The organism is Corynebacterium sp. HMSC065H09 (genome assembly GCF_001812845.1).
Taxonomy (GTDB): Bacteria; Actinomycetota; Actinomycetes; order Mycobacteriales; family Mycobacteriaceae; genus Corynebacterium; species Corynebacterium jeikeium_D.
Window position 1 is genome coordinate 128,700 of record NZ_KV810576.1, and the last position, 20,034, is coordinate 148,733.

Annotated in this window: 16 protein-coding genes; 9 read left to right on the forward strand and 7 right to left on the reverse strand. The window is 59.9% G+C overall.

What is annotated here, in order from left to right; genetic code table 11:
• Positions 1-232 precede the first annotated feature (232 nt).
• The 6 genes from HMPREF2878_RS01815 to HMPREF2878_RS01840 all read left to right on the forward strand — a co-directional run bounded on the left by HMPREF2878_RS01815 (position 233) and on the right by HMPREF2878_RS01840 (position 7,293).
• The gene (locus HMPREF2878_RS01815) at positions 233-1,258 is read left to right on the forward strand and encodes a sulfite exporter TauE/SafE family protein (protein ID WP_049169877.1); all 1,026 of its coding nucleotides are present in this window, start codon (positions 233-235) and stop codon (positions 1,256-1,258) included.
• Between the two features lie 143 nt (positions 1,259-1,401).
• Positions 1,402-3,108: a nitrite/sulfite reductase gene (locus HMPREF2878_RS01820; RefSeq protein ID WP_016421533.1), complete on the forward strand. Its 1,707-nt coding sequence runs from the start codon at positions 1,402-1,404 to the stop codon at positions 3,106-3,108.
• Between the two features lie 250 nt (positions 3,109-3,358).
• Entirely contained in the window at positions 3,359-4,123 is a 765-nt protein-coding gene (locus tag HMPREF2878_RS01825) for a phosphoadenylyl-sulfate reductase (protein WP_048734528.1), read from the forward strand.
• A 116-nt stretch (positions 4,124-4,239) separates the two neighbouring features.
• Positions 4,240-5,166, forward strand: coding sequence for a sulfate adenylyltransferase subunit CysD (gene cysD, locus HMPREF2878_RS01830; RefSeq protein ID WP_038626730.1), 927 nt, complete (start codon positions 4,240-4,242; stop codon positions 5,164-5,166).
• Positions 5,166-6,467, forward strand: a complete 1,302-nt coding sequence (locus tag HMPREF2878_RS01835) for a sulfate adenylyltransferase subunit 1 (RefSeq protein WP_070595453.1) — start codon at positions 5,166-5,168, stop codon at positions 6,465-6,467. The genes cysD and HMPREF2878_RS01835 overlap by 1 nt, the downstream gene beginning before the upstream one ends.
• 55 nt (positions 6,468-6,522) lie before the next feature.
• Complete coding sequence (locus tag HMPREF2878_RS01840) at positions 6,523-7,293, forward strand: sirohydrochlorin chelatase (protein WP_049169883.1); 771 nt, start codon at positions 6,523-6,525, stop codon at positions 7,291-7,293.
• A 33-nt stretch (positions 7,294-7,326) separates the two neighbouring features.
• Here the strand turns inward: HMPREF2878_RS01840 and HMPREF2878_RS01845 are convergent, their stop codons facing one another.
• The gene (locus tag HMPREF2878_RS01845; protein ID WP_049169886.1) at positions 7,327-8,715 is read right to left on the reverse strand and encodes an FAD-dependent oxidoreductase; all 1,389 of its coding nucleotides are present in this window, start codon (positions 8,713-8,715) and stop codon (positions 7,327-7,329) included.
• A 541-nt stretch (positions 8,716-9,256) separates the two neighbouring features.
• On the opposite strand from HMPREF2878_RS01845, the gene pta reads away from it, so the two are divergent.
• Positions 9,257-10,783, forward strand: a complete 1,527-nt coding sequence (pta, locus tag HMPREF2878_RS01850) for a phosphate acetyltransferase (RefSeq protein ID WP_016421526.1) — start codon at positions 9,257-9,259, stop codon at positions 10,781-10,783.
• Between the two features lie 5 nt (positions 10,784-10,788).
• The gene (locus tag HMPREF2878_RS01855; protein ID WP_016421525.1) at positions 10,789-11,985 is read left to right on the forward strand and encodes an acetate kinase; all 1,197 of its coding nucleotides are present in this window, start codon (positions 10,789-10,791) and stop codon (positions 11,983-11,985) included.
• 244 nt (positions 11,986-12,229) lie between these two features.
• Here the strand turns inward: HMPREF2878_RS01855 and HMPREF2878_RS01860 are convergent, their stop codons facing one another.
• The 4 genes from HMPREF2878_RS01860 to HMPREF2878_RS01875 form a co-directional block, all read right to left on the reverse strand.
• Positions 12,230-13,081 carry a L,D-transpeptidase gene (locus tag HMPREF2878_RS01860; RefSeq protein WP_016421524.1) on the reverse strand — a complete coding sequence of 284 codons (852 nt, stop codon included), beginning with the start codon at positions 13,079-13,081 and terminating at the stop codon, positions 12,230-12,232.
• A gap of 113 nt (positions 13,082-13,194) precedes the next feature.
• Positions 13,195-15,660: a serine/threonine protein kinase gene (locus HMPREF2878_RS01865; RefSeq protein WP_070546056.1), complete on the reverse strand. Its 2,466-nt coding sequence runs from the start codon at positions 15,658-15,660 to the stop codon at positions 13,195-13,197.
• Positions 15,657-16,736 (reverse strand): glutamate ABC transporter substrate-binding protein, encoded by a 1,080-nt coding sequence (locus tag HMPREF2878_RS01870; protein ID WP_049193784.1) that lies wholly within the window; start codon positions 16,734-16,736, stop codon positions 15,657-15,659. Before HMPREF2878_RS01870 ends, HMPREF2878_RS01865 begins: the two co-directional genes overlap by 4 nt.
• Complete coding sequence (locus tag HMPREF2878_RS01875; RefSeq protein WP_070652750.1) at positions 16,733-18,391, reverse strand: hypothetical protein; 1,659 nt, start codon at positions 18,389-18,391, stop codon at positions 16,733-16,735. Before HMPREF2878_RS01875 ends, HMPREF2878_RS01870 begins: the two co-directional genes overlap by 4 nt.
• A 135-nt stretch (positions 18,392-18,526) precedes the next feature.
• Between HMPREF2878_RS01875 and HMPREF2878_RS01880 the strand changes: the two genes are divergently transcribed.
• Positions 18,527-19,030: an NUDIX domain-containing protein gene (locus HMPREF2878_RS01880; RefSeq protein WP_049169897.1), complete on the forward strand. Its 504-nt coding sequence runs from the start codon at positions 18,527-18,529 to the stop codon at positions 19,028-19,030.
• Positions 19,031-19,067: 37 nt separating this feature from the next.
• Here the strand turns inward: HMPREF2878_RS01880 and HMPREF2878_RS01885 are convergent, their stop codons facing one another.
• Both HMPREF2878_RS01885 and HMPREF2878_RS01890 read right to left on the reverse strand, forming a co-directional pair.
• Entirely contained in the window at positions 19,068-19,385 is a 318-nt protein-coding gene (locus HMPREF2878_RS01885) for a hypothetical protein (RefSeq protein ID WP_172954624.1), read from the reverse strand.
• Positions 19,386-19,427: 42 nt separating this feature from the next.
• The gene (locus HMPREF2878_RS01890; RefSeq protein WP_016421518.1) at positions 19,428-19,991 is read right to left on the reverse strand and encodes a MarR family winged helix-turn-helix transcriptional regulator; all 564 of its coding nucleotides are present in this window, start codon (positions 19,989-19,991) and stop codon (positions 19,428-19,430) included.
• Positions 19,992-20,034: the final 43 nt, after the last annotated feature.

Sequence of the window (20,034 nt, forward strand, 5' to 3'; positions counted from 1 at the left end):
CGTTTTCTTTGTCGCGATTGCTTATCGTAGACCAATCGGTCTATGCTTGCTGAAACAGAATATAGACAAACTGGTCTACAAAAAGCAAACACAAAACACCGCAAGAATCACTGCTTTGGCTTGAGAGGGTTTTGCTGCGTATTGCTTCTGCTGAACGAGGTCTAAAAGAGCTTGTCGTGCGGACGTCGTGGCAACGGCAGGCTCTGGTTGGGTAAGCGGGGAAGGGCTTGTCATGGAAAAACTCATAGTCTTCGTGCTAATCGGCCTTGGCGCGCAATTAGTCGATGGCACTCTGGGGATGGCTTTCGGTGTCACCGCTACTTCGCTGTTTATTGTCGCTGGTAGTAGTGCTGCCACTGCGTCGGCGGTGGTTCACGTAGCAGAGGTGGGTACGACACTGGCCTCCGGTATTTCACACTGGCGATTCGGCAATGTCGACTGGCGACGCGCGCTGAGTCTTGGCGTGCCGGGTGCTATCGGTGCCTTTATTGGTGCGACCTTTTTGGCGAATCTCGACGGTGATGCTGCGACGCCTGTGACCTCGACAATCTTGCTTTTCCTCGGTCTGTGGGTGATTATCCGCTTCGCCTTTTTGGCCAGTGTTAAGCGCAAGAAGAAGGCCTGGGGGCCGAAGAAGCTCGCTCCGCTGGGGCTCTTTGGTGGCCTGCTTGATTCCACTGGAGGTGGTGGTTGGGGGCCTGTTACCACCTCAACTTTGCTCGGCGCTGAGGCTGACCAGCCGCGCAAGATTATCGGTACTGTCTCTGCGGCGGAATTTCTCGTTGCCTCGGCGGCTGTACTGGGCTTTTTGCCCAAGCTGCGGGAGGAATTCACCCAGCATGCTGCACCGGTAATTGGTTTGTTGTGTGGTGGTGTGATTGCGGCCCCCTTGGCTGCGTACCTGGTGGGGCGCATTAATCCGCGGCTGCTTGGAATTGCGATCGGCGGCGTGTTGGTGGGGCTGAATATTCGCACTCTGTTTTCGTCGCTGGTTTCTGGGGGCGTGCTGGCAACGGTGCTGCTTGTGTGGGCTTTTGTTGTCGTCGCGCTGGTGCTGTGGGCGCGTTCGCACGACACTCTTCCGGGTTTTCGTCAGCGGATCCAGCTTGAGCCGACTTCTCAGTCTTCCTCGGCTGATGTGCCTAGTTCTGGATCTCCATCACCCGCTTCGGTTGATGCCGGGGCCGAGGATGCTTCTGAAGGTGTCAAAGTGGGTGCGAAAAACGGTGTCCGCGTGGGCGAAGCGGGGGTCCGCTAGGTATCCGAGCGTGTCCCGGCTTGCACTAGCCAGACTGGTCGGTCTAATGTTGCCTGCAATGCAACGTAGACCAAACGGTCTATAAAGATTAGAAACTAATTCGGTCAACGAGAACAAAACGAAAGTGATTCGGTAGATTCCCCATGAGCTCTCCTACGAAAACCGCCGAGCGTCCAGCTTCCGCAGCGGCTACCCGACGTAAGAAGCGCGCACCGAAGCCACAGGGGCAGTGGCTTATCGACGGCCGCGAGCCACTTAACGACGACGAGCGCATTAAGAAAGAAGATGCTGGCATCGCCGTTAAGCAGCGTGTTATCGACATCTACTCCAAGCAGGGGTTTGACTCCATCCCCGCGGAGGACCTAGCGCCTCGCTTTAAGTGGATTGGCCTCTACACCCAGCGCAAGCAGGGGCTTAGCGGTGAGCACACCGGCGTGAAGACCAACGCCGAGCTGCAGGACAAGTACTTTATGCTCCGCGTCCGCCTCGACGGTGGCCAGACCACCACCGAGGGCATTCGCACCATCGGCGAGATTTCCCGCGACTTCGCCCGCGACACTGCGGACTTCTCCGACCGCCAGAACGTCCAGCTGCACTGGATTCGCGTCGAAGATATGCCGGAGATCTGGGACCGCCTTGAGCGAGTTGGTCTCGACACCAACTTTGGCTGCGGCGACGTTCCCCGCGTTATTCTAGGCAGCCCGGTTGCCGGTGTTGCGGCCGATGAAATTGTCGACGGCACCAACGCCATCCGCCGCATCAAGGAGGAGTACCTCTCCGGCGACGAGTTCTCCAACCTACCGCGTAAGTTTAAGTCGGCAGTTTCCGGTTCCCCGCGTCTCGATGTCACCCACGAGGTCCAGGACGTTGCCTTCGTCGGTGTCAATCATCCAGAGCACGGCCCCGGTTTCGACGTTTGGGTCGGTGGTGGTCTCTCCACCAACCCGATGCTCGCCCAGCGTCTCGGCGCCTGGATCCCAGAGGACGAGGTTCCCGAGGTATGGGCGGGTGTGTGCCGCATCTTCCGGGACTACGGCTACCGTCGCCTGCGCAATCGTGCGCGTCTGAAGTTCCTCGTTGCCGAATGGGGCGCGGAGAAGTTCCGCCAGGTACTCGAAGACGACTACCTCAACCGCAAGCTTATCGACGGCCCCGCACCCGAACCTTTCGAGGGCGACCGGGACCACATCGGCGTGCACAAGCAGGCCGACGGTCTCAACTACGTCGGTGTTAAGCCCGCTGTTGGCCGTGTTCCGGGCTCTGACCTGGTCAAGCTCGCCGACATCGCCGAGCGCCACGGTGTTTCCCGCGTCCGCACCACCGTGATGAAGGAGCTCATTCTCCTCGACGTCGCCGACGACCAGGTCGACTCCCTGCTCGCAGAACTCGACGAAATTGGCCTGTCTGCCAAGCCTTCTGCTTTCCGACGGGGCATCCTGGCCTGCACCGGCCTAGAGTTCTGCAAGCTCGCACTTGTCACCACGCGCCAGCGCGCAATTGATTTGGTGGGCGACTTGGAGGAACGCCTCGGTGACCTCGACGTCCCAATCACCATTGCGCTCAATGGCTGCCCGAATGCCTGCGCCCGCACGCAGATTGCCGACATCGGACTCAAGGGGCAGATTGTCACCGACGACGAGGGCAACCGTGTCGAGGGTTTCCAGGTTCACCTCGGTGGTTCGCTGGGGCTCGATGCCAACTTCGGCCGCAAGGTTCGCGGACACAAGGTCACCTCGGCAGAACTGGGTGACTACATCGAGCGCGTCGTCAATCACTTCAAGGAGCAGCGCCACGAGGGTGAACAGTTCCGCGAGTGGATTGTCCGCGCTGATGAGGAGGACCTGAAGTGAGTGAATCTCCCAATGGGGTTCGGTCGCAGGGGCCGTCGTCAAGCGAAAAAGACGAGACGCCAGCGCGACTGGGAATCGGTGGCCGAAGCGCACACCCCAATCCGAACCGGGGTGCGGTGATGCATTGCCCTTACTGCGGCGGTGATGATCTGTGGCCCGACCTGGAAACCGATTACGCCTGGCAATGCCGCGAATGCTGCCGGGTATTCACAGTGAAACTGCACGGACATATCGATAGAAAGGTGGCGTCATGAGCACGGGACTGAAAACCGCTGAGGTCATTAAGACTCAGGAGGCGCTCGCGCGTGAAGACGCGCTGGACAACCCGGAAACTGCTCGCCGTCTGATTGAGCTCGCACTGGAGTGGGGTTCCAAGCTGGAGACCGCCACTGCTGGGGAAGTACTGGAATGGGGTGCGGAGCACCTGCACACGCCACTGGCTGTGACCCTGTCGATGCAGGACACAGTGTTGGCGGAACTGGCTGCTCGGCACGCGCCGGAGGCAGATCTGATTTTCCTGGATACCGGTTACCACTTCCCGGAGACCCTCGACGTGGCAGAGCAGGTCGCACAGCGTTACGACAACCGACTGCTGTCGATTGAGCCGAAGCGCACCCGCGCCGAGCAGGACGCCGAAGAGGGCGTTGATCTGTACAAGACCGACCCGACGCGATGCTGCGCATTGCGGAAGGTCGAGCCGCTGTCTGCCGTGAAGCGCCCCTACGAGGGCTGGGTCACAGGTCTGAAGCGCGTCGACGCGCCGACCCGCGCACACACGCCGGTACTGGAGATCGACAAGACTGGTCGCATCAAGCTCAACCCGTTGGCCACCTGGACAGATGAGGATGTTGCCCAGTACATCGAGGACAACGACCTCATTGTGCATCCGCTGACGCAACAGGGGTTCCCGTCGATTGGCTGCGCGACATGCACCGCGCGAGTGGCAGAGGGTGCGGATCCGCGCTCGGGTCGCTGGGCGGGCTCCGAGAAGACTGAGTGCGGATTGCACCTCTAGTTCGAGCGGCTAGCAGACAGCTACTTGCCGCCAGCCACTAGCCGCCCGCCGATAACCGATATCAGCTAAAACAGCGCAGTTACAACAGCCAACACAGCCCAACAGAAAGAACCCCCATGACTAGCTCAACCACCGTTTCCGTACAAAACCGCCTCGACCCGCGGCTTGCCGAGCTCGAAGCCGAGGCCATCGACATTATTCGCCAGACCGCCGGTCAGTTCGACCGTCCGGCACTACTTTTCTCCGGCGGAAAGGATTCCGTCGTCGTGCTCGAGCTGGCCAAGCGCGCCTTCGCACCGGCGGGTATCCCGCTGGAGCTGCTCCACGTCGACACCGGCCACAACTTCCCCGAAGTTATTGAATTCCGCGACAAGATTGCCGCTCAGCCGGGCATCAAGCTGCACGTAGCCAAGGTCCAAGACTGGATCGACAGCGGCGTGCTCACCGAGCGTGCCGACGGCACCCGTAACCCCTTGCAGACAGTGCCGCTGGTGGAGACCATTGCCAACCGTGGTTACGATGCCGTTCTCGGTGGCGCCCGCCGCGATGAGGAGAAGGCCCGCGCCAAGGAGCGCGTGTTCTCCGTCCGAGACTCCTTCGGTGGTTGGGATCCACGCCGTCAGCGCCCTGAGTTGTGGGGTCTCTACAACGGTCGCCACGCCGCCGGAGAGAACGTTCGCGTTTTCCCAATCTCGAACTGGACCGAGGCCGACGTCTGGGCCTACATCGAAGCCCGTGACATCGAACTGCCGCCCATCTACTTTGCCCACGAGCGTGAGGTGTTCAACCGCGGCGGTATGTGGTTGGCGCCGGGCGAGTGGGGTGGCCCCCGCGACGGCGAGACCCTCGAGGTTCGCACTGTCCGCTACCGCACTGTCGGTGACATGAGCTGCACCGGCGCTGTCGAATCGACTGCCACCACTATTGCGGAGGTCATGGAGGAACTTCGCACATCCAAGCTCACCGAGCGCGGCGCTACCCGCGCAGATGACAAGTTGTCCGAATCCTCCATGGAAGACCGCAAGAAGGAAGGTTACTTCTGATGAGCCAGCCAAATTCCCCAGCTACCCTGATTACCGCTGACCGCGCCACTCGCGCTCGTCGCACTCTTCGCCTGTGCACCGCTGGCTCCGTGGACGACGGTAAGTCCACCTTCGTCGGTCGCCTGCTGCACGACACGAAGAACATCCTCGCTGACCAGTACGAGGCCGTCGTCGCCTCCTCACAGGCGCGCGGTCAGGAAAACCCTGACCTGTCGCTGCTGGTCGACGGTCTGCGGGCCGAGCGCGAGCAGGGCATCACCATCGACGTCGCCTACCGCTACTTCGCCACCGACGTCCGCTCGTTCATCCTCGCTGACTGCCCTGGTCACGAGCAGTACACCCGAAACACCATCACTGGTATGTCCACCGCCGAGGCCGTCGTTTTGCTTATCGACGCGCGCAACGGCGTCGTGACGCAGACCAAGCGTCACGCAACGGTGGCCGGTCTGCTGGGTGTTCGCCACGTAATCTTTGCTGTCAACAAGATTGACTTGCTGGACTACAGCGAAGAGGCCTTCCGCAAGATTGAGTCGGATGTGGCAGCACTAGCAGAGCGCCTGGGTCTGCAGAACACCTTCGTTGTTCCAGTGTCGGCTCTGGTCGGCGACAACATTGTCGATTCTTCTGAGCACACTCCGTGGTACGAGGGTCCGACCGTGCTGGAGCTGCTGGAAAACCTCAACATCGGTGCCGACCTGGAAACCGATGCCGAGGCTGACCTGCGCCTGCCCATCGACTATGTCATTCGCGATCACGCCACTGAATACCGTGGTTACGCCGGCCGTATCGCCGCAGGTAGCGTGCGTGTGGGCGATGTTGTCTCCGTAGACGCCAACCGTCAGGCTACGGTCACGAAGATCACCGTGGCAGCTGAGGATGTCACTGAGGCCGTGGCCGGCCAGTCGGTGGCCATCAGCCTGGATGCCGAGTTCGACCTAGCCCGTGGCGACCTCATCAGTGGCACGCGCCCGGAAGACGTGCGCCGTTTCTCCGCCGTGGCCGTCCACCTTGCAGACAAGCCGTTGGCAGTCGGTCGCGTCGTAGAGGTGCGCTACGGTGCCGCGCTGGTGCGTGGTCGTATCGCTTCCGTCGATGCGCTCATCGACATCGAAACCGGTGAGCCCACCGGTGTGGCTGATCAGCTTGCAGTCAACGACGTCGCTGAGATCACCGTCGAGGTCGCACAGCCGCTGCCGGTCGATGTCTACCGCGTCGGTGGTCGTGTCGGTGCGTTCCTGCTCATCGAGCCGGGCACCGGTGACACCCTCACCGCAGGCCTCGTGCGTGGCGCTGCCCAGTAGAGCTGCCAGGTAGAGAAACCAGAAAGCACAGCTAGCGAGCCTGAGGAGACCATCGATGACCGCACTGATTCTGCTTGCGCACGGTTCTCGGCACTCAGAGACCAAACCGGTGCTCGAAGACGTGGTCGCGCTCGTGCGCGAGAAGATGCCGCTCACCCGTCTGGATGCGCCCTCTCAGATTCGCCTCGCCTGGCTGGACCTCGACGAGCCCTCACTGGATACCGTCTGTGCCGAGCTCGCCGCTGCCGGCGAGACTCAGGCACTGGCCGTACCGCTGCTGTTCACCGATGCGTTCCACTCGCGAGTCGACGTTCCCGAGCAGGTTCGACTCTGCGATCGGCATGGTGTTGACATCACAGTGGCTGAAGGACTCGGGCTTGGCGACGGCACGAAGCGCGCCGTCGTAAAGCGAATCATCGAAGCGGCGGAGAATGCATCTTTTTCCTGGCCGGTCGATGCGCTGGTGATGGGGGTCGGCTCCTCTGATGAGGATGCCAATGCGGCGGTGCACCAGTTTGCGGCAAACCTTGGCGGGATGCTGCCGGGACATGTGAGCGCGGCATTCGTGGTCGGTCCTGAGAAAATCAAGGGAGCCGATGCTGTGGCCGCGGCGCAGGAGCGCGCGGCCAAGCGCGGACGCGGACTCGTAGTGGTGCCGCTGTTTACCGCGCCGGGCCTATTGTGGGATCGAGTCATCGATGCAGGCGCTGCCGACGGTGCTGGTCAGGTGGCTTTTGGTGAGCCATTGGCCGAGCTGTTGGCGCCGATTGTGTGCTGCCGCTGGGACTCGCGCGCCGCGTACACGGACGTGAAGGTAGTGGCGTAGCCGACGCTTTTTATCCGTCCTAGTTACTCGCCGTTACTCGCCCTTGGAGTGGGTGACCATCTCATCCCACTCGACGTACTTCTTGCGTTCGCGACCCTCGGCCTCGCCGGCGGTGCGTTCGGCAGCATCGAGCTTGTGCCAACCTTCCCAGTCCAGGTAGTCGATACCCTTGGACTCCAGCAGCTCGTTGACAGCGGACAACTCCGGCTTCGACGGGTTGAATTTCTTGCCCTCAGCGGCATCGGCCAGCAGATTGGCTACGGCCTCATTGGCATCGCCCTTGGTATTACCAATCAGGCCGACCGGTCCGCGGCGAACCCAACCGGTGGTGTAGAGGCCAGTGATGGCCTCGGCTGCTTCATCCTCGGTGTTGTCGGATTCGATGACTCGACCACCGACGTTGGAAATGACATTCTTCACGTTGTCGAACGGGATACCCGGCAGCGCATCAGAGCGGTAGCCCACGGCGGAGTAGACAGCGCCGACCTTCCAGTCGGTGGTCTCGCCGGTCGGCCGCAGCCCGCCAGCACCGTCGTATTCCATGCGCTGAGTGCGCAAGCCTGTCACATGCTGCTGGCCGTCGGTACCCTCCTCGCTGAGGATTTCCACTGGCGACTCGAAGAAGTGAATGTAGAGCTTGTGCGGTGCGTTCTTTGGCTCACGGATGGCGTAGTTCTCCAGGATGGTGCAGACCTGGTCAGTGATCTTGGAGTTGCGACGCATAATCTCGGATGCGGAGTCGTAATCAATATCGCGCGGATCGACAACGACCTCGACGTTCGGTGAGTAGTCGAGCTCCTTGAGCTCCAGCGGAGTGAACTTTGCCTGTGCCGGGCCGCGGCGGCCGAAGACGTGGACTTCCTTGGCCTTATTTGTCTTCAGAACCTCGTAGACATTGTCCGGAATCTCTGTGACGTGCAGTTCCTCACCGGTCTTCGCCAGGATTCGAGAGACATCCAGCGCGACGTTGCCGACACCGACGACGGCCACGGACTCCGCCGAAAGGTCCCAGGTGCGCTCAAAGAGTGGATTGCCGTCGTAGAAGCCCACGAATTCGCCTGCGCCGAAGTGCTCCGGCAGGTCCGCTCCCGGCGTTGGCAGTGCGCGGTCGCCGACGGCACCGGTGGCGAAGATGACGGCGTCGTAATGCTCCTTTAATTCGTCGAGTGTGATGTCCTTGCCGAACTCAACGTTGGAAAATAGGCGCAGCTCCGGCTTTTCCATCACGCGGTGCAAGGCCATGATGATGCCCTTGATGCGTGGGTGGTCGGGGGCGACGCCGTAGCGGATTAGACCGAATGGAGCCGGCATCTTTTCAAACAGATCGACTTCCACGTCAGTACTGGATTTCATCAGTGCATCGGAAGCATAAACACCGGCCGGGCCAGAGCCAATTACGGCAACGCGGAGCGGGCGATTCATGAAGTGTGTCCTTCTTTCTCTAATGCTTTACGACGGCCACGAGGCCGCGGCGTAAGTAGCTGCCAGCGGTGACCTCGTGGGGGAAAGGAGTTATTGGTGAGCTATCGGTTTATTCGACATTCCCAATGGTAGCGCCCCCAATCGTAGCGATAACTTACGAAAAATCGAGAGGCGAGCATCACATCATCGGTGAGATGCTTTTGAAGGCATACAAAACTAAATGTGACCTTAGTCACGTCTAATGTGGGAATTTGGGCTAGTTCACTAGAAAAACCGCATAAAACCCGCGATTATGCGGGAAAATTGTTGGAATCTGCGGGGAAAAGTGTGGCTACCAGGGGTAACCAAAGAGGTTTGAGTCCGCCGTGAGATGTAAGGTGACTCACAATAAGATGAAAATAATGATTTGGGACTCAGCGGGATTAGATTCAGCAGGATTAGAAGCTCAGCATGATCTTGAGCCTCCGGCAGTCCAACGGCTCGAGCCAAGTCAACGTTTAAATAAGTCAACGATTAAGCGCAGTGCGAGAAAGGAACGTCGGTGAGCGATAAGAACGCCCAAGCGTCCACCAACAACTCCGCAGTCCTGATTACTTCAGTGGACCGCGCAGACAATCTGCAAGATGTCATTACGGCATTGTCTGAGGCACTGGGTGGGGCACGTTGCCTCCACACTGTCGGTGGGGCGCACGGCGCCACCGTGGATCAGGTTGTTGTGGATCCGGAATTCGCGCTTGACACCATCGTCAGTGCTGTTGAGGCTGACCGCGCTGCTAACGAGGGGGCGGCTGTTCTGACCGGCTCCGGCAACCTCGATTTTGACTTCCGCATTGCCACCGTCGCCGGCGCCGGTGTCATCGTTGTCGCTGGCGGCGAGGGCTGCCACACAGAGGCCGCAAAGGCTCGCGTTCGTTTGGCTCTCAGCAGTGCAGCTCAGCGTCACAGCGAGGTACTCGCAGTTGTCCTTACAGGGGAGGAGGCAGCTGAGGCTGCTAAGACTCTCGAGCTCGACGTTCCCGTTGTTGCCGTTGACGATGCTGAGGGGCTGCGCAAGGTCGTAAGCCGCGAGGTCACCGCAGTGATGACTCCACAGCGTTTCCAGTGGTGGCTATTGCAGCGCGCCAAGGCTGATAAACGCCACATTGTGCTGCCAGAGGGGGACGATGACCGCATTCTTGAAGCCGCTGATTACCTCCTGCGCGAGGACATCTGTGAGCTCACTATCCTCGGCGACCCGGATGCGATGAAGGCACGCGCCGCCGAACTGGGTTTTGACATCGACGCTGCCCATCTCTGGAACCCGCAGACCTCCGAATATGTTGAGCAGTTCGCGGAACAGTTCGCAGAGATGCGCAAGGCCAAGGGGGTCACGCTGGAGCAGGCCCGTGAGACGATGCGGGACATCTCCTACTTCGCGACGATGATGATTCACAATGGGCTTGTCGACGGCATGGTGTCCGGTGCAGCCCACACAACTGCGCACACCATTCGTCCGTCCTTGCAAATCATTAAGACCAAGCCGTCGGCTTCCACGGTGTCGTCACTGTTCCTCATGGTTATGGACAACTCGCTGTGGGGTTTTGCGGACTGTGCGGTGCTGCCGAAGCCTGCTCCGGAACAGCTGGGTGAAATCGCGGTGGTATCCGCCGAGACTGCAGCTTCCTTCGGCATCGATGCCCGCGTCGCCATGCTGAGCTACTCCACTGGAGTATCCGGCACAGGTGAGGATGTGGACCGTGTGAAGGCGGGTCTGGCCAAGGCCAAGGAGCTGGCTCCGGAGCTCGCTGTCGATGGTCCGCTGCAGTTCGATGCTGCTATTGACCCGTCTGTGGCTGCGAAGAAGATGCCGGATTCCTCCGTTGCGGGTAAGGCAACTGTTTTCGTGTTCCCGGATCTGGACGCCGGTAACATCGGTTACAAGATTGCCCAGCGCTGTGGTGGTGCATTGGCAATCGGCCCGATTCTGCAGGGCTTGAACAAGCCGGTCAACGACCTTTCCCGTGGCGCCACGGTGCCGGACATCATCAACACGGTTGCAATTACCGCTATTCAGGCTGGAGGAAACTAATTATTATGTCCCGTCACGTACTTGTTTTGAACTCCGGTTCCTCCTCTATCAAGTTTCAGCTGGTAGATCCGGAGAAGGACTCAACGCAGCCGCCGTATGTCTCCGGTCTGGTGGAGCGCATTGGTGAAGAAGACGGCATTATTAATCTGAAGTTCTCCGGACAGAAGATTGAAATCACTGAGCCGATCGCTGACCACGCCAGTGGTCTTGACCGCGCGTTCGAGCTGATGGATGAGCACGGTGTTGGTCCGGAGTCGGTGGATATTGCGGCCGTCGGTCACCGCGTCGTTCACGGTGGTCGCCTGTTCTCTGGACCGGAGCTGATTACCGACGAAATCGTCGGCATGATCCGCGACCTTATTCCGCTGGCGCCGCTGCACAACCCGGCCAATATCGTAGGCATCGAGGAGTCTCGCAAGCTGCTTTCGGACGTGCCTCACGTCGCCGTCTTCGACACTGGTTTCTTCCACACCATGCCGCCAGCTGCTGCTCTGTACCCGCTCAACGCAGAGGTCGCATCGAAGTTTGATATCCGTCGTTACGGCTTCCACGGCACCTCGCATGAGTTTGTTTCCAAGCAGGTGCCGGACCTTCTGAATAAGCCGGCAGAGGAAATCAACCAGATTACGCTGCACCTGGGTAATGGTGCGTCGTGTGCGGCTATCCGAGGTGGCCAGGCGGTGGATACCTCGATGGGGCTGACCCCGCTGGCTGGTCTGATGATGGGCACTCGTACCGGTGACATTGACCCGGGCGTCATCTTCCACCTCTACCGCAACGGCATGAGCATCGACGAGATCGACAATCTGTGCAACCGCCAGTCCGGTCTGAAGGGTGTCTCTGGTGTCAATGACTTCCGGGTTCTGCAGGAGCGCATGGATGACCACGACCCGGATGCTTGGGCTGCATACCAGATGTATGTCCACCAGCTGCGCCGCTACATTGGTTCTTACATGCTGATTCTCGGCCGCCTCGATGCCATCACCTTCACCGCAGGTGTCGGTGAGAACCATGTCGGTATTCGCCGTGATTCGATGGCTGAGCTTGAGAACTTCGGTATCAAGATTGATGACGAGCTCAACTCCCAGCCGAATGACGGCCCGCGTCTGATTTCGGCGGAGGACTCGAAGGTCAAGGTCTTCGTGGTACCGACCAATGAGGAACTGGCCATTGCTCGCTACGCAATGAGCTTCGTGGAGTAGGTTTTGAGGCAGGGGCACTGACGAGTAGGCAGGGGCTCCTGTAACCCTCCGTAATCGACGGCTGCTAGATGCCCCATCTGTTGAATCGGCAGCTGTAACTCAACAAAAATGAGCTCGCTCCCACTGCCTTCCAAACTGGAAGAACCTAGTGGGGCGAGCTCATTTTTCACCGCCGGGGCGACTGCGCCTATGCCTCAACAGGCTCAGTCACCCGGTCATCGTTTCAACGCATCAGCGCAGCTAACTACCAGATGTAGACGCCGTCGCCGACCTGCAGGGTATCGAAGTACTTCACAGCATCATCGTGGTTCAGGTGGATGCAGCCGTGGGACATCTGATTAACAGAGCCCTCGTGGAAAGCTTCGCCGTCGTTGGTGAAGTACACCGAGAACGGCATCGGACCGTTGTAAGGACGGGACCACTCATCGCGGACCTTGCGGGTAACGCTCAGGTGGCCGCGGGTGGTTTCGTAACCCGGCATACCGGAGGACATTGGCACCGGACCGTAGGTGATGTTGCCATTTTCCTGCAGCCAGGTCTTCTGGTTAGCCAGGTCAACGCATGCGCGGGCGCTCGGCGGGCACGGGTTGTTTGGCTCTGGGCGTGGTTCAGGGCGTGGCTTCTGCTCTGGCTGTGGAGCAGGGGCAGGCGCCGGCTCAGGCTGCGACGGCTCGTCCTGGCCCCCCAGCAAACCGAAAATCTCGTTGACGACGCGGGTGGCTTCGGCCTTCTGTGCAGCTGGCAACGGCAGGCTGTCGATGGCGTTCAGCAGCTGAGTTTTGACCTTGTCCGCCACCTGCTTGTTGTTTTCAGCGAACTTGAAGTTTTCATTAATCAGAGCGACGACCGAATCCGGCAGCTTCACCGAAGAGGAATCCAGTACCTCAGAGAGCTCAGGGGCAAGGTCGCCCGAATTCAGAGTCGAGATCTCCGGCAGCTTGAGGTCCCGAACACTCTGGCTAAGCGACTGCAGGTCTGGAGAAACCGGCAGGGCAACGGCAGTGCCGGCCCCAATACCAAAGGCGGTGGTGAGGGCTGCAGCGCTGATAATTACGCGCTTAGCGCTGCGGAGAGAGGATTTCGAAGAGGCAAACATAGAGGATATCTTAAACCACGAACGGCAATTCTCTCTTTATTCACCAATTCTGGGGTGGCGCTCACGCCCACAACCGCATGTTTGACCAGGTTCAGTAAAGAGCTGGTACAGAGCTAACGCCAAGTTCGTGGCCGAATGAGATTTGCGATATCCACCAAGTTGTAGCGGTGTCGCGGAAACTGTGAAGAGCGCGCCAGCATCCGTAAGTCTTTTTCCAGTCCTTCACGCAGGCCAGCCACGGTAAAGGGCGCATCGAAAAGACCATTGGAGCTAGCTGCATGGTCGAGGTTCGAGCTGCGCAACCAGTTCAGCGCGGACGCCATCACGGCGATGCGCAGCTGCGGCATGCGCGGTTCATTTGTTGGTAGCTCCACCAGGCGACGCGCAGCACGGCGAATTCTCGATTCGGTCAACTCGGAGGGCATCCCTGAGGTGAGCATCAGAATCGTCGTCAAACGTGCCATGCGATGGTGACGGGAGTTACCGGGTACGCGGTCAAGCTGGGAGATAGCCATTTCGTGTTGGCGCTCAGAGGCCAGCTGACGAGCTAGCCCGAAGGCGGAGGATACCGTCGTCGGGTTGGCCGCCCACACGACGGCGTAGAGACGCAGGGTGTTGAAACGAATCGTCTGAGGCGACAGGGACTCGCTGGCCCAGGCGGGGGAGAAGATCTCGGGCGTATCGGCAGCGACATTATCCAGCGCGCTGCTCAAGTTCGCGGCGGCGCGGGCGACAGCGGGCTCGAGGAGAGATGCGTTGGCGATGCCCAAGCGCTGTTGAATCAACTCGAGAGTCGCTGCCAGCGCCAACTTCGGGGCGGGCTCGCCGGGCAGCATCGTCAGCACGTGGTGGAACGAGGCGAGGGCATCGTTGAATTGGTCGAGAAGCAAATAAGTCACGCCCTCGTACCAGTGGTAACGCCAATCGCGCTGCAAACGTTCAGAGACATCGCGGAGGCTGTCGCGGGCCTCATCAATTAATCCGAGGTCCAGTTTCGCACGCACGATGCCCAGTGGAATTTCCACGGAAGAGCCATACTCGGGTTCGGACAGCGCATTGGTCAGTGTTTCGATAAGTTCGTTGGGCTCTGTAAACGACGAGGCACTCAAGATGCGCGCACCCGGATCTGTCGGGTTAATCAGTGGTACAGGCAGCGCGAAGGTCACTTCTTGCGGAGTGATTTCCACGCCGCGGGTGATGCCGTCGACAAGCTGATCGGTGCGGAACACCAGGTGCTTGGTGCCGTACGTGGAACGCTGCGGCGAGAAATTCGACACCGCCTGCGGGAATTGCACGCCGTCGCGCACCGCCAGAATCTCGCGCAATACGCCGATGAGCTGCACACTCATCTCTTCGGCAGAACCGAAGCGAGCCTCCGGGTTCTCGTGGCAAGCGCGTAGTAGGAAGCGGTAGAGCGAGTAAAAACGGCGGAATAGAGGCTCTTCGACAGGTGAGGGTAGCCCCGGGTCGTAGATGCCGTTGGTCGCCGGCAACTTCAGAATCAGCGAGGCCAGCGTGCGGCCGACTGTGTAGATATCGCTGGCAATCGTTGGTCCCGTCGTGGCAATCTCCGGCGCCTGGAAACCGGGCGTGCCGTAGATATGGCCGTAGGCGCCGATGCCGGTGACCGCGCCAACGTCGATAAGCGTGACGTGGTCTTCGCTGAGCAGCACGTTGTCCGGCTTCAAATCGTTGTAGACAACGCCGCGCGAGTGCAGGTAATCCAGCGCGGGGAGCAGCTCCAGGATGTAGCCAATCGCTAGGTCACAGGGCATGACGCCGTCTGGGTAGCTCCGTCGCTGCTTGCGTAACGACGGGCCGCCGACGTACTCCATCACAATGAAGCCGGTGGCGCTGTTGGCGTCCGTCTCATCGATGAAGTTGATAATCTTCACAATTCCCGGATGCGAGATTTCCGCGAGGAACTCGCGTTCCGCCTGGACTACGGCGAAATCCTTCTCGTTTTTCGCTGCCATCATGCCCTTGAGCACGACCCAACGATCCGAGACATTGTGGTCAATCGCCAGGTAAATCCAGCCGAGCCCGCCGTGGGCAATCGGGCCCACGATCTCGTACTGATCCGCCACGATATCGCCGGCTTTCAGGCTCGGCGCCGGCTTATTCGTCGCTCGAATCTTCTCATCACTCATTACTGCATCGCGCGGATCCTGCGTTGTGATGTACGGCAGGTGCACCATGCCGTCGGCGACAGTGCGTCCGCGGTGTGCATTCGATCGCCTCCGGCGGAAGTCCTCCAACGCTTTCCGGTGCGAGGCCATCGACGGATCTGGCGTCTGGGCGCCGGGTTGGGTCGTCGCGCTTGACGACGAGCCCCCGCGCCCCAACAATTCGGCGATATCGAACTCTTCGTCATCGTCATCATCGTCCGCAAAAGGGTCGAAGGCGACAGCGGCAGTGCCGGGCTCTTGTTCGTCGTCTTCATCGGCGAATGGGTCGAAGGCGACGGCCTGAGTGGCAGCTGCCTCTGCCTCTGCGTGAGCATCCTCCTGGGGCTCCGGCGTGTACTGGGGATGCTGGGCTTGCTGGGCATGCTCGGAGTACTGGTTTTCGTCGCTCATCGGTTATCCACCTCGCCTTCTGGAGCAGCTTCCGGTGTGGGGGAGATTCCAAGTATGTCTTCGTCGTCGCTGTACTGTGGCGATGGCTGTGTACCGCTTGGCAGGAAGGGGCCGAACCAAGTGTCGTAGAGGGACTGCCAGGTGCCGTCGCTCGCCATACGCTCCAGGGTCGCGTTGATTTGGCGAACTAGGCCTGGGTTCCCCTTGGATACACCGGCCGCGTAGCTTTCCTCGTTCAAGCCCCGCTGGACAATGGCGGTAGCCGGATCTTGGTCGTTGATACCAGCGAGGATGGTGTCATCGGCAACGACAATCTCTGCCTGGCTGTTTTGAAGTGAAATGAGGCAATCCGACCAGTTACCGACCAACAGCAGCGTATTGTTCGGCGAGAGCCGTCGAATCAAATCCTCGGTAGTGGATCCCCGGGAGACACAGATGCGACCGTCCTCGACGTCCTCGGGGGAAGCATCGCCACCCGGCGAAGAGACTAGAACTCCAGCTCGTGCTGTCAAATACGGTGTGGAGAACAGCACCCTTTCGCGCCGGGCATCGGTGACCGTCATAGTGCGCAAAACGACATCGACAGTGCCGTCTTCGAGTGCGGCAGTGCGTTCGTTGCTGTCGACGAACCGAAACTCGACAGCATCGGGATTGTCAAAGATGTCCCGGGCAATCTCTTGTGCCAGGGATACTTCAAACCCCGAGAGCTCTCCGCTGCTGAAGTCGCGGAAGCTGAGCAGGTTCAATGATTGGTCAACACCAACGATGATGCGGCCGCGCTGGTAAATCTCCGGGATTCGCTCTTCCGGTGTTTGGTCATCGGGGGCGAGTGTGGACAGATCTGGGGTGTTGGCTTCTGCCGCAGGCTTCCTCGAGGAGGCTTTGTCGTAGAACGCGCCCGGTGGCAGGGGGAAGTCACCGGTGGCCTCCAGGATTGTGCGCGAGTAGGGATCGTCGGCAAGCGAATCGGTCGCGCAGGCACTGACGGTGAGCCCGGCGATGGCGAGTGCACCAAGGACGGCCCTGCGCCGCCAACCGGCGAGACTGTGGAGCGACGGGGAGAACGAAACAATCATAGGTACTCCAGAAGCCGGTGTCGGAAGCCGAAAACAACCAGAACTGCCGCGATGACGGTCAGCGTAACCGTGGCGAGGGACAGTGCCGCGATAGCGCGACGGGATTGGTCGAGGTTCTCACGGGCGGTCAGGCGGGACTCGGCGATGGAATTCTGTAGCGACTCATCGACCTGGTTGAACGCAGTCGCCGACGAGCTGGCATTATCCACATCGGTCGCGATGCGAACCGCACCGGCGTAGTCGCCTGAACTCAAGTGCTCCATCATCAGGTTGTGGCCGGACTCCCAGCTGTAGATACCGTGGATGGCGGCTCTGACATCGTCGTCCGGCGCGTTGGCGTCCACTCTTTCCAGCTCGCCGACCAGGGTGCGCACCGACTGCGAGAAGGACTCCGCATCCGCGGGCTGACGGCGCACTAAGCCGAGGGTTTCGCTGGCGCGTAGCTGCTGGGCATCAATGCGTACTTGGGTTAGGGCATGAACGTCCGGGCGCTGCTCTCCGAAGAGGGAGTTAGACTGCCACGGCTGAGTGGTGGCGATTCCCACACCGACAAGTGCGATGGCCATCAGCATGGTTGCACCAAACAGGCCGACGTTGAATAGTCGACCGGTGCGGCGAGTCAGCCACCACTGTGTGATTAGCAGCATCAAAATTGCCGCTGCCAGGCCTGACATCGGGAAAAGAGGTGGCTTCGATAGTTGGCGCTGCTCATCATTAGTGGTGGTACTGGTGCGTTCGTAGAGCGATTTTGCAGCTGGCAGAATCTGGACCTGCATCAAGTTTGAGGCAGAGGCGAGGTACGCGACACTGACGGGATTGCCCTGGCGCGCATTCGCGCGAGCTGTCTCGACCATGCCGGTGTAGACCGGCAACAGCCGCTGTACAGTCGCGATATTCTTCATCTCTGGGGCATCGACGTTTTCAATGCCCGTAGCTGCGCGGGTAGCGGACATGGATGCTTGTGCGATGACATCGTCGAAGTTGCTGACCAAGTCCTGGCTGCTGTTGAGTGTGCCGCGGGAAAAGGCGGTGTTGGCCGACGCATCGGCAATCGTCAGCGAGGCATAGAGATTCTGCGAGGCATTGGCCATCGGCTCGCTCAGCTGCGAAATTCGGGTGAGCTGCTGCTGGCGTTGCGAGGTTGTTTGCCACATGGATAGGCCGGCGGCCAGAATAGCGACGATGAGGATGAGGGCGACTGTGGTCAATCGGCCCGGTGACGTCATCAAAAATGACGCTGACCGGCGCACATACGTGGCCGACGGGCCGAGCTTGTCGTAGAGACGCTCACCGAGAAAACGTGTCAATCTCCGGTTGCGCGGGCCAATTTCCAGGGCATCCACACGCAGGTCGGTATCACGCGGAGAGTCTGTTAGGACTGTTGGGGTTGTGGCCGTTGCTGGGGCATTAGCCGAGGACTCTGTAGTTTCCAGAGCAGTTGATGGTGCCGCACTCTCGGTAGCCGGGGTGGTGTCGGGAGTATCTTTCGATTCCTTTGCCGCCTGAGCCGCAGTGTGTGTGTCTAAGCTTTCGCCACCAGGAGTGGTGCGACCGCTGAAACGAGTTCGGCGTGGAGCACGATTCTTGCGGTGGAATGGGTTTCGGTTTTTGTCGTGGGCACGGGAATGAGGCGCACTTGAAGTGGTTTCACCCATGTGCACGTGTCCTTCCGACGTGACCGAAGTCGCCCGCGACGATCTCTCCGCTCAGAGCAACGTTAGTTCCTTGCAAATCTTAGTCGCTCGGGCTTGTGACGGAAAACACAAGGGTATCTGGCGTAGGGTGGAGACATGCTTCAGGATGGAAATGGTTGGGCAGCCGGCCCCAACGGTACGCGCTGCTGGGGACGCTTCGGAGCTGCAGGGCTGCTGATTGTGAGCCCTCAGCGCACTGTGCTTATGCAGTATCGAGCTGACTGGACATCGTTCCCCCTAACGTGGGGTGTTCCTGGTGGGGCTTGTGATTCTCATGAGGCTCCTGAGGCGACCGCGCTGCGTGAAACGGCTGAGGAAACTGGGCTGCTGGAGCATCAGCTTCGCATCCTCGACACGCAGGTCACCACCGGTCCCTTCCCAGCCGATCCGAATCGCCCCGAGCTCGCCGGCGGCTGGAAATACCACACGGTCTACGCACTAGCTGCCGAAGAGCTGGAGACGAATCCGAACGAGGAGTCCCTAGAGTTGCGCTGGGTTCCGCTTGACGACGTCGACAGCCTCGATCTGCTGCCGCCTTTTGTGGAATCGTGGCCCCGGGTGCGCGCGCACCTCGAGAAACTGCTGGAGGCCCTTGACTAGGTGTCGGCTTCGCACCTACCGGCGCTCTCTGCGTCGACTACTTGGAGTCGGCAACTGCTGCCGCGCCAGCGGCCAGCGCGGTGACGGTCAGGACAGACGGCCATGCGCCAATCTTCTTAGCCAGCGGGTGTGAGAGGCCGAAAGCGCCGAGGTAGGCGGCTACTAGGCCGGCGGCACCCAGGGCGCCGGTCTTTGCATTCCAGGTGCGTGCTGCGTATGCGCCGGCGGCACCCAAGATGACGCCACCGAGCGGACGAATGCCTGTTTCGCGAGCGGTGAGCCAGCCGCCGATGAGGCCAGTGGCCACGAGCGGAGCGGTCTTTACGTCTTTTGCCTTCTTCAAAGTAATAGCCATAAGCATCATCGTACCTAGTAAGAAGGGCTTGGCGGCGCGCTTTTAGAACGGCTCCTGGCGGCGCTGGTGCTCCTCAACATAGCTTTCCGAGTGCTCCGCCAGCTTTAGTAGCGAGGGCAGTGCCTTAATTAGCGCACGAACGTCCTTTTGCGACATTGTCCGCACAATTTCGTACACCAGCGCACCCCAGTGGTCGATAAGTTGCTCCAGCAGCGTTTCGCCATCGCTGGAGACATAGAGGTTCTGCGCACGGCGATCCTTTGCGTTGTTCTCGCGTTCAATCAGTCCGTTGTCGAGTAGACGGCGAACTGTTGCCGAAACGTTGGACGGGCGTAGGAAACGCAGGCGTGCAATGTCGGATACGCCGCAGCCCGGGTGGGTTGAAATAAAGTGCAGTACTTCCATTTCCGACTGGGAAATGTCCATCCTGGCATTCGGGCGCTCACCGAGGCGGCGAGTCGATGCAAGGAAGTCATACAGGCCGATGGAAATCTTCTGCACGCTTTCGCGCAGGGATTCATCGGACTCAGTCGAGTCATCCGCGGTGGGGAAGCCGCTCGCTGGCTCCGGGGTAGTGGTGCGCTGAGGGGAGCGTGCAGAAGTCATGATCTTCCTTCCCGACGTAATGAATTGATGTTCTGAATAAACA

What these genes read in the sequence shown, in the direction of transcription:
- HMPREF2878_RS01835 (WP_070595453.1), top strand. Translation starts at nt 5,166, where the DNA reads ATGAGCCAGCCAAATTCCCCAGCTACCCTGATTACCGCTGACCGCGCC.
- HMPREF2878_RS01880 (WP_049169897.1), top strand. Translation starts at nt 18,527, where the DNA reads ATGCTTCAGGATGGAAATGGTTGGGCAGCCGGCCCCAACGGTACGCGC.
- HMPREF2878_RS01820 (WP_016421533.1), top strand. Translation starts at nt 1,402, where the DNA reads ATGAGCTCTCCTACGAAAACCGCCGAGCGTCCAGCTTCCGCAGCGGCT.
- HMPREF2878_RS01890 (WP_016421518.1), bottom strand. Translation starts at nt 19,991, where the DNA reads ATGACTTCTGCACGCTCCCCTCAGCGCACCACTACCCCGGAGCCAGCG.
- HMPREF2878_RS01885 (WP_172954624.1), bottom strand. Translation starts at nt 19,385, where the DNA reads ATGGCTATTACTTTGAAGAAGGCAAAAGACGTAAAGACCGCTCCGCTC.
- HMPREF2878_RS01845 (WP_049169886.1), bottom strand. Translation starts at nt 8,715, where the DNA reads ATGAATCGCCCGCTCCGCGTTGCCGTAATTGGCTCTGGCCCGGCCGGT.
- HMPREF2878_RS01840 (WP_049169883.1), top strand. Translation starts at nt 6,523, where the DNA reads ATGACCGCACTGATTCTGCTTGCGCACGGTTCTCGGCACTCAGAGACC.
- HMPREF2878_RS01815 (WP_049169877.1), top strand. Translation starts at nt 233, where the DNA reads ATGGAAAAACTCATAGTCTTCGTGCTAATCGGCCTTGGCGCGCAATTA.
- HMPREF2878_RS01865 (WP_070546056.1), bottom strand. Translation starts at nt 15,660, where the DNA reads ATGAGCGACGAAAACCAGTACTCCGAGCATGCCCAGCAAGCCCAGCAT.
- HMPREF2878_RS01855 (WP_016421525.1), top strand. Translation starts at nt 10,789, where the DNA reads ATGTCCCGTCACGTACTTGTTTTGAACTCCGGTTCCTCCTCTATCAAG.
- cysD (WP_038626730.1), top strand. Translation starts at nt 4,240, where the DNA reads ATGACTAGCTCAACCACCGTTTCCGTACAAAACCGCCTCGACCCGCGG.
- HMPREF2878_RS01825 (WP_048734528.1), top strand. Translation starts at nt 3,359, where the DNA reads ATGAGCACGGGACTGAAAACCGCTGAGGTCATTAAGACTCAGGAGGCG.
- HMPREF2878_RS01875 (WP_070652750.1), bottom strand. Translation starts at nt 18,391, where the DNA reads ATGGGTGAAACCACTTCAAGTGCGCCTCATTCCCGTGCCCACGACAAA.
- HMPREF2878_RS01870 (WP_049193784.1), bottom strand. Translation starts at nt 16,736, where the DNA reads ATGATTGTTTCGTTCTCCCCGTCGCTCCACAGTCTCGCCGGTTGGCGG.
- HMPREF2878_RS01860 (WP_016421524.1), bottom strand. Translation starts at nt 13,081, where the DNA reads ATGTTTGCCTCTTCGAAATCCTCTCTCCGCAGCGCTAAGCGCGTAATT.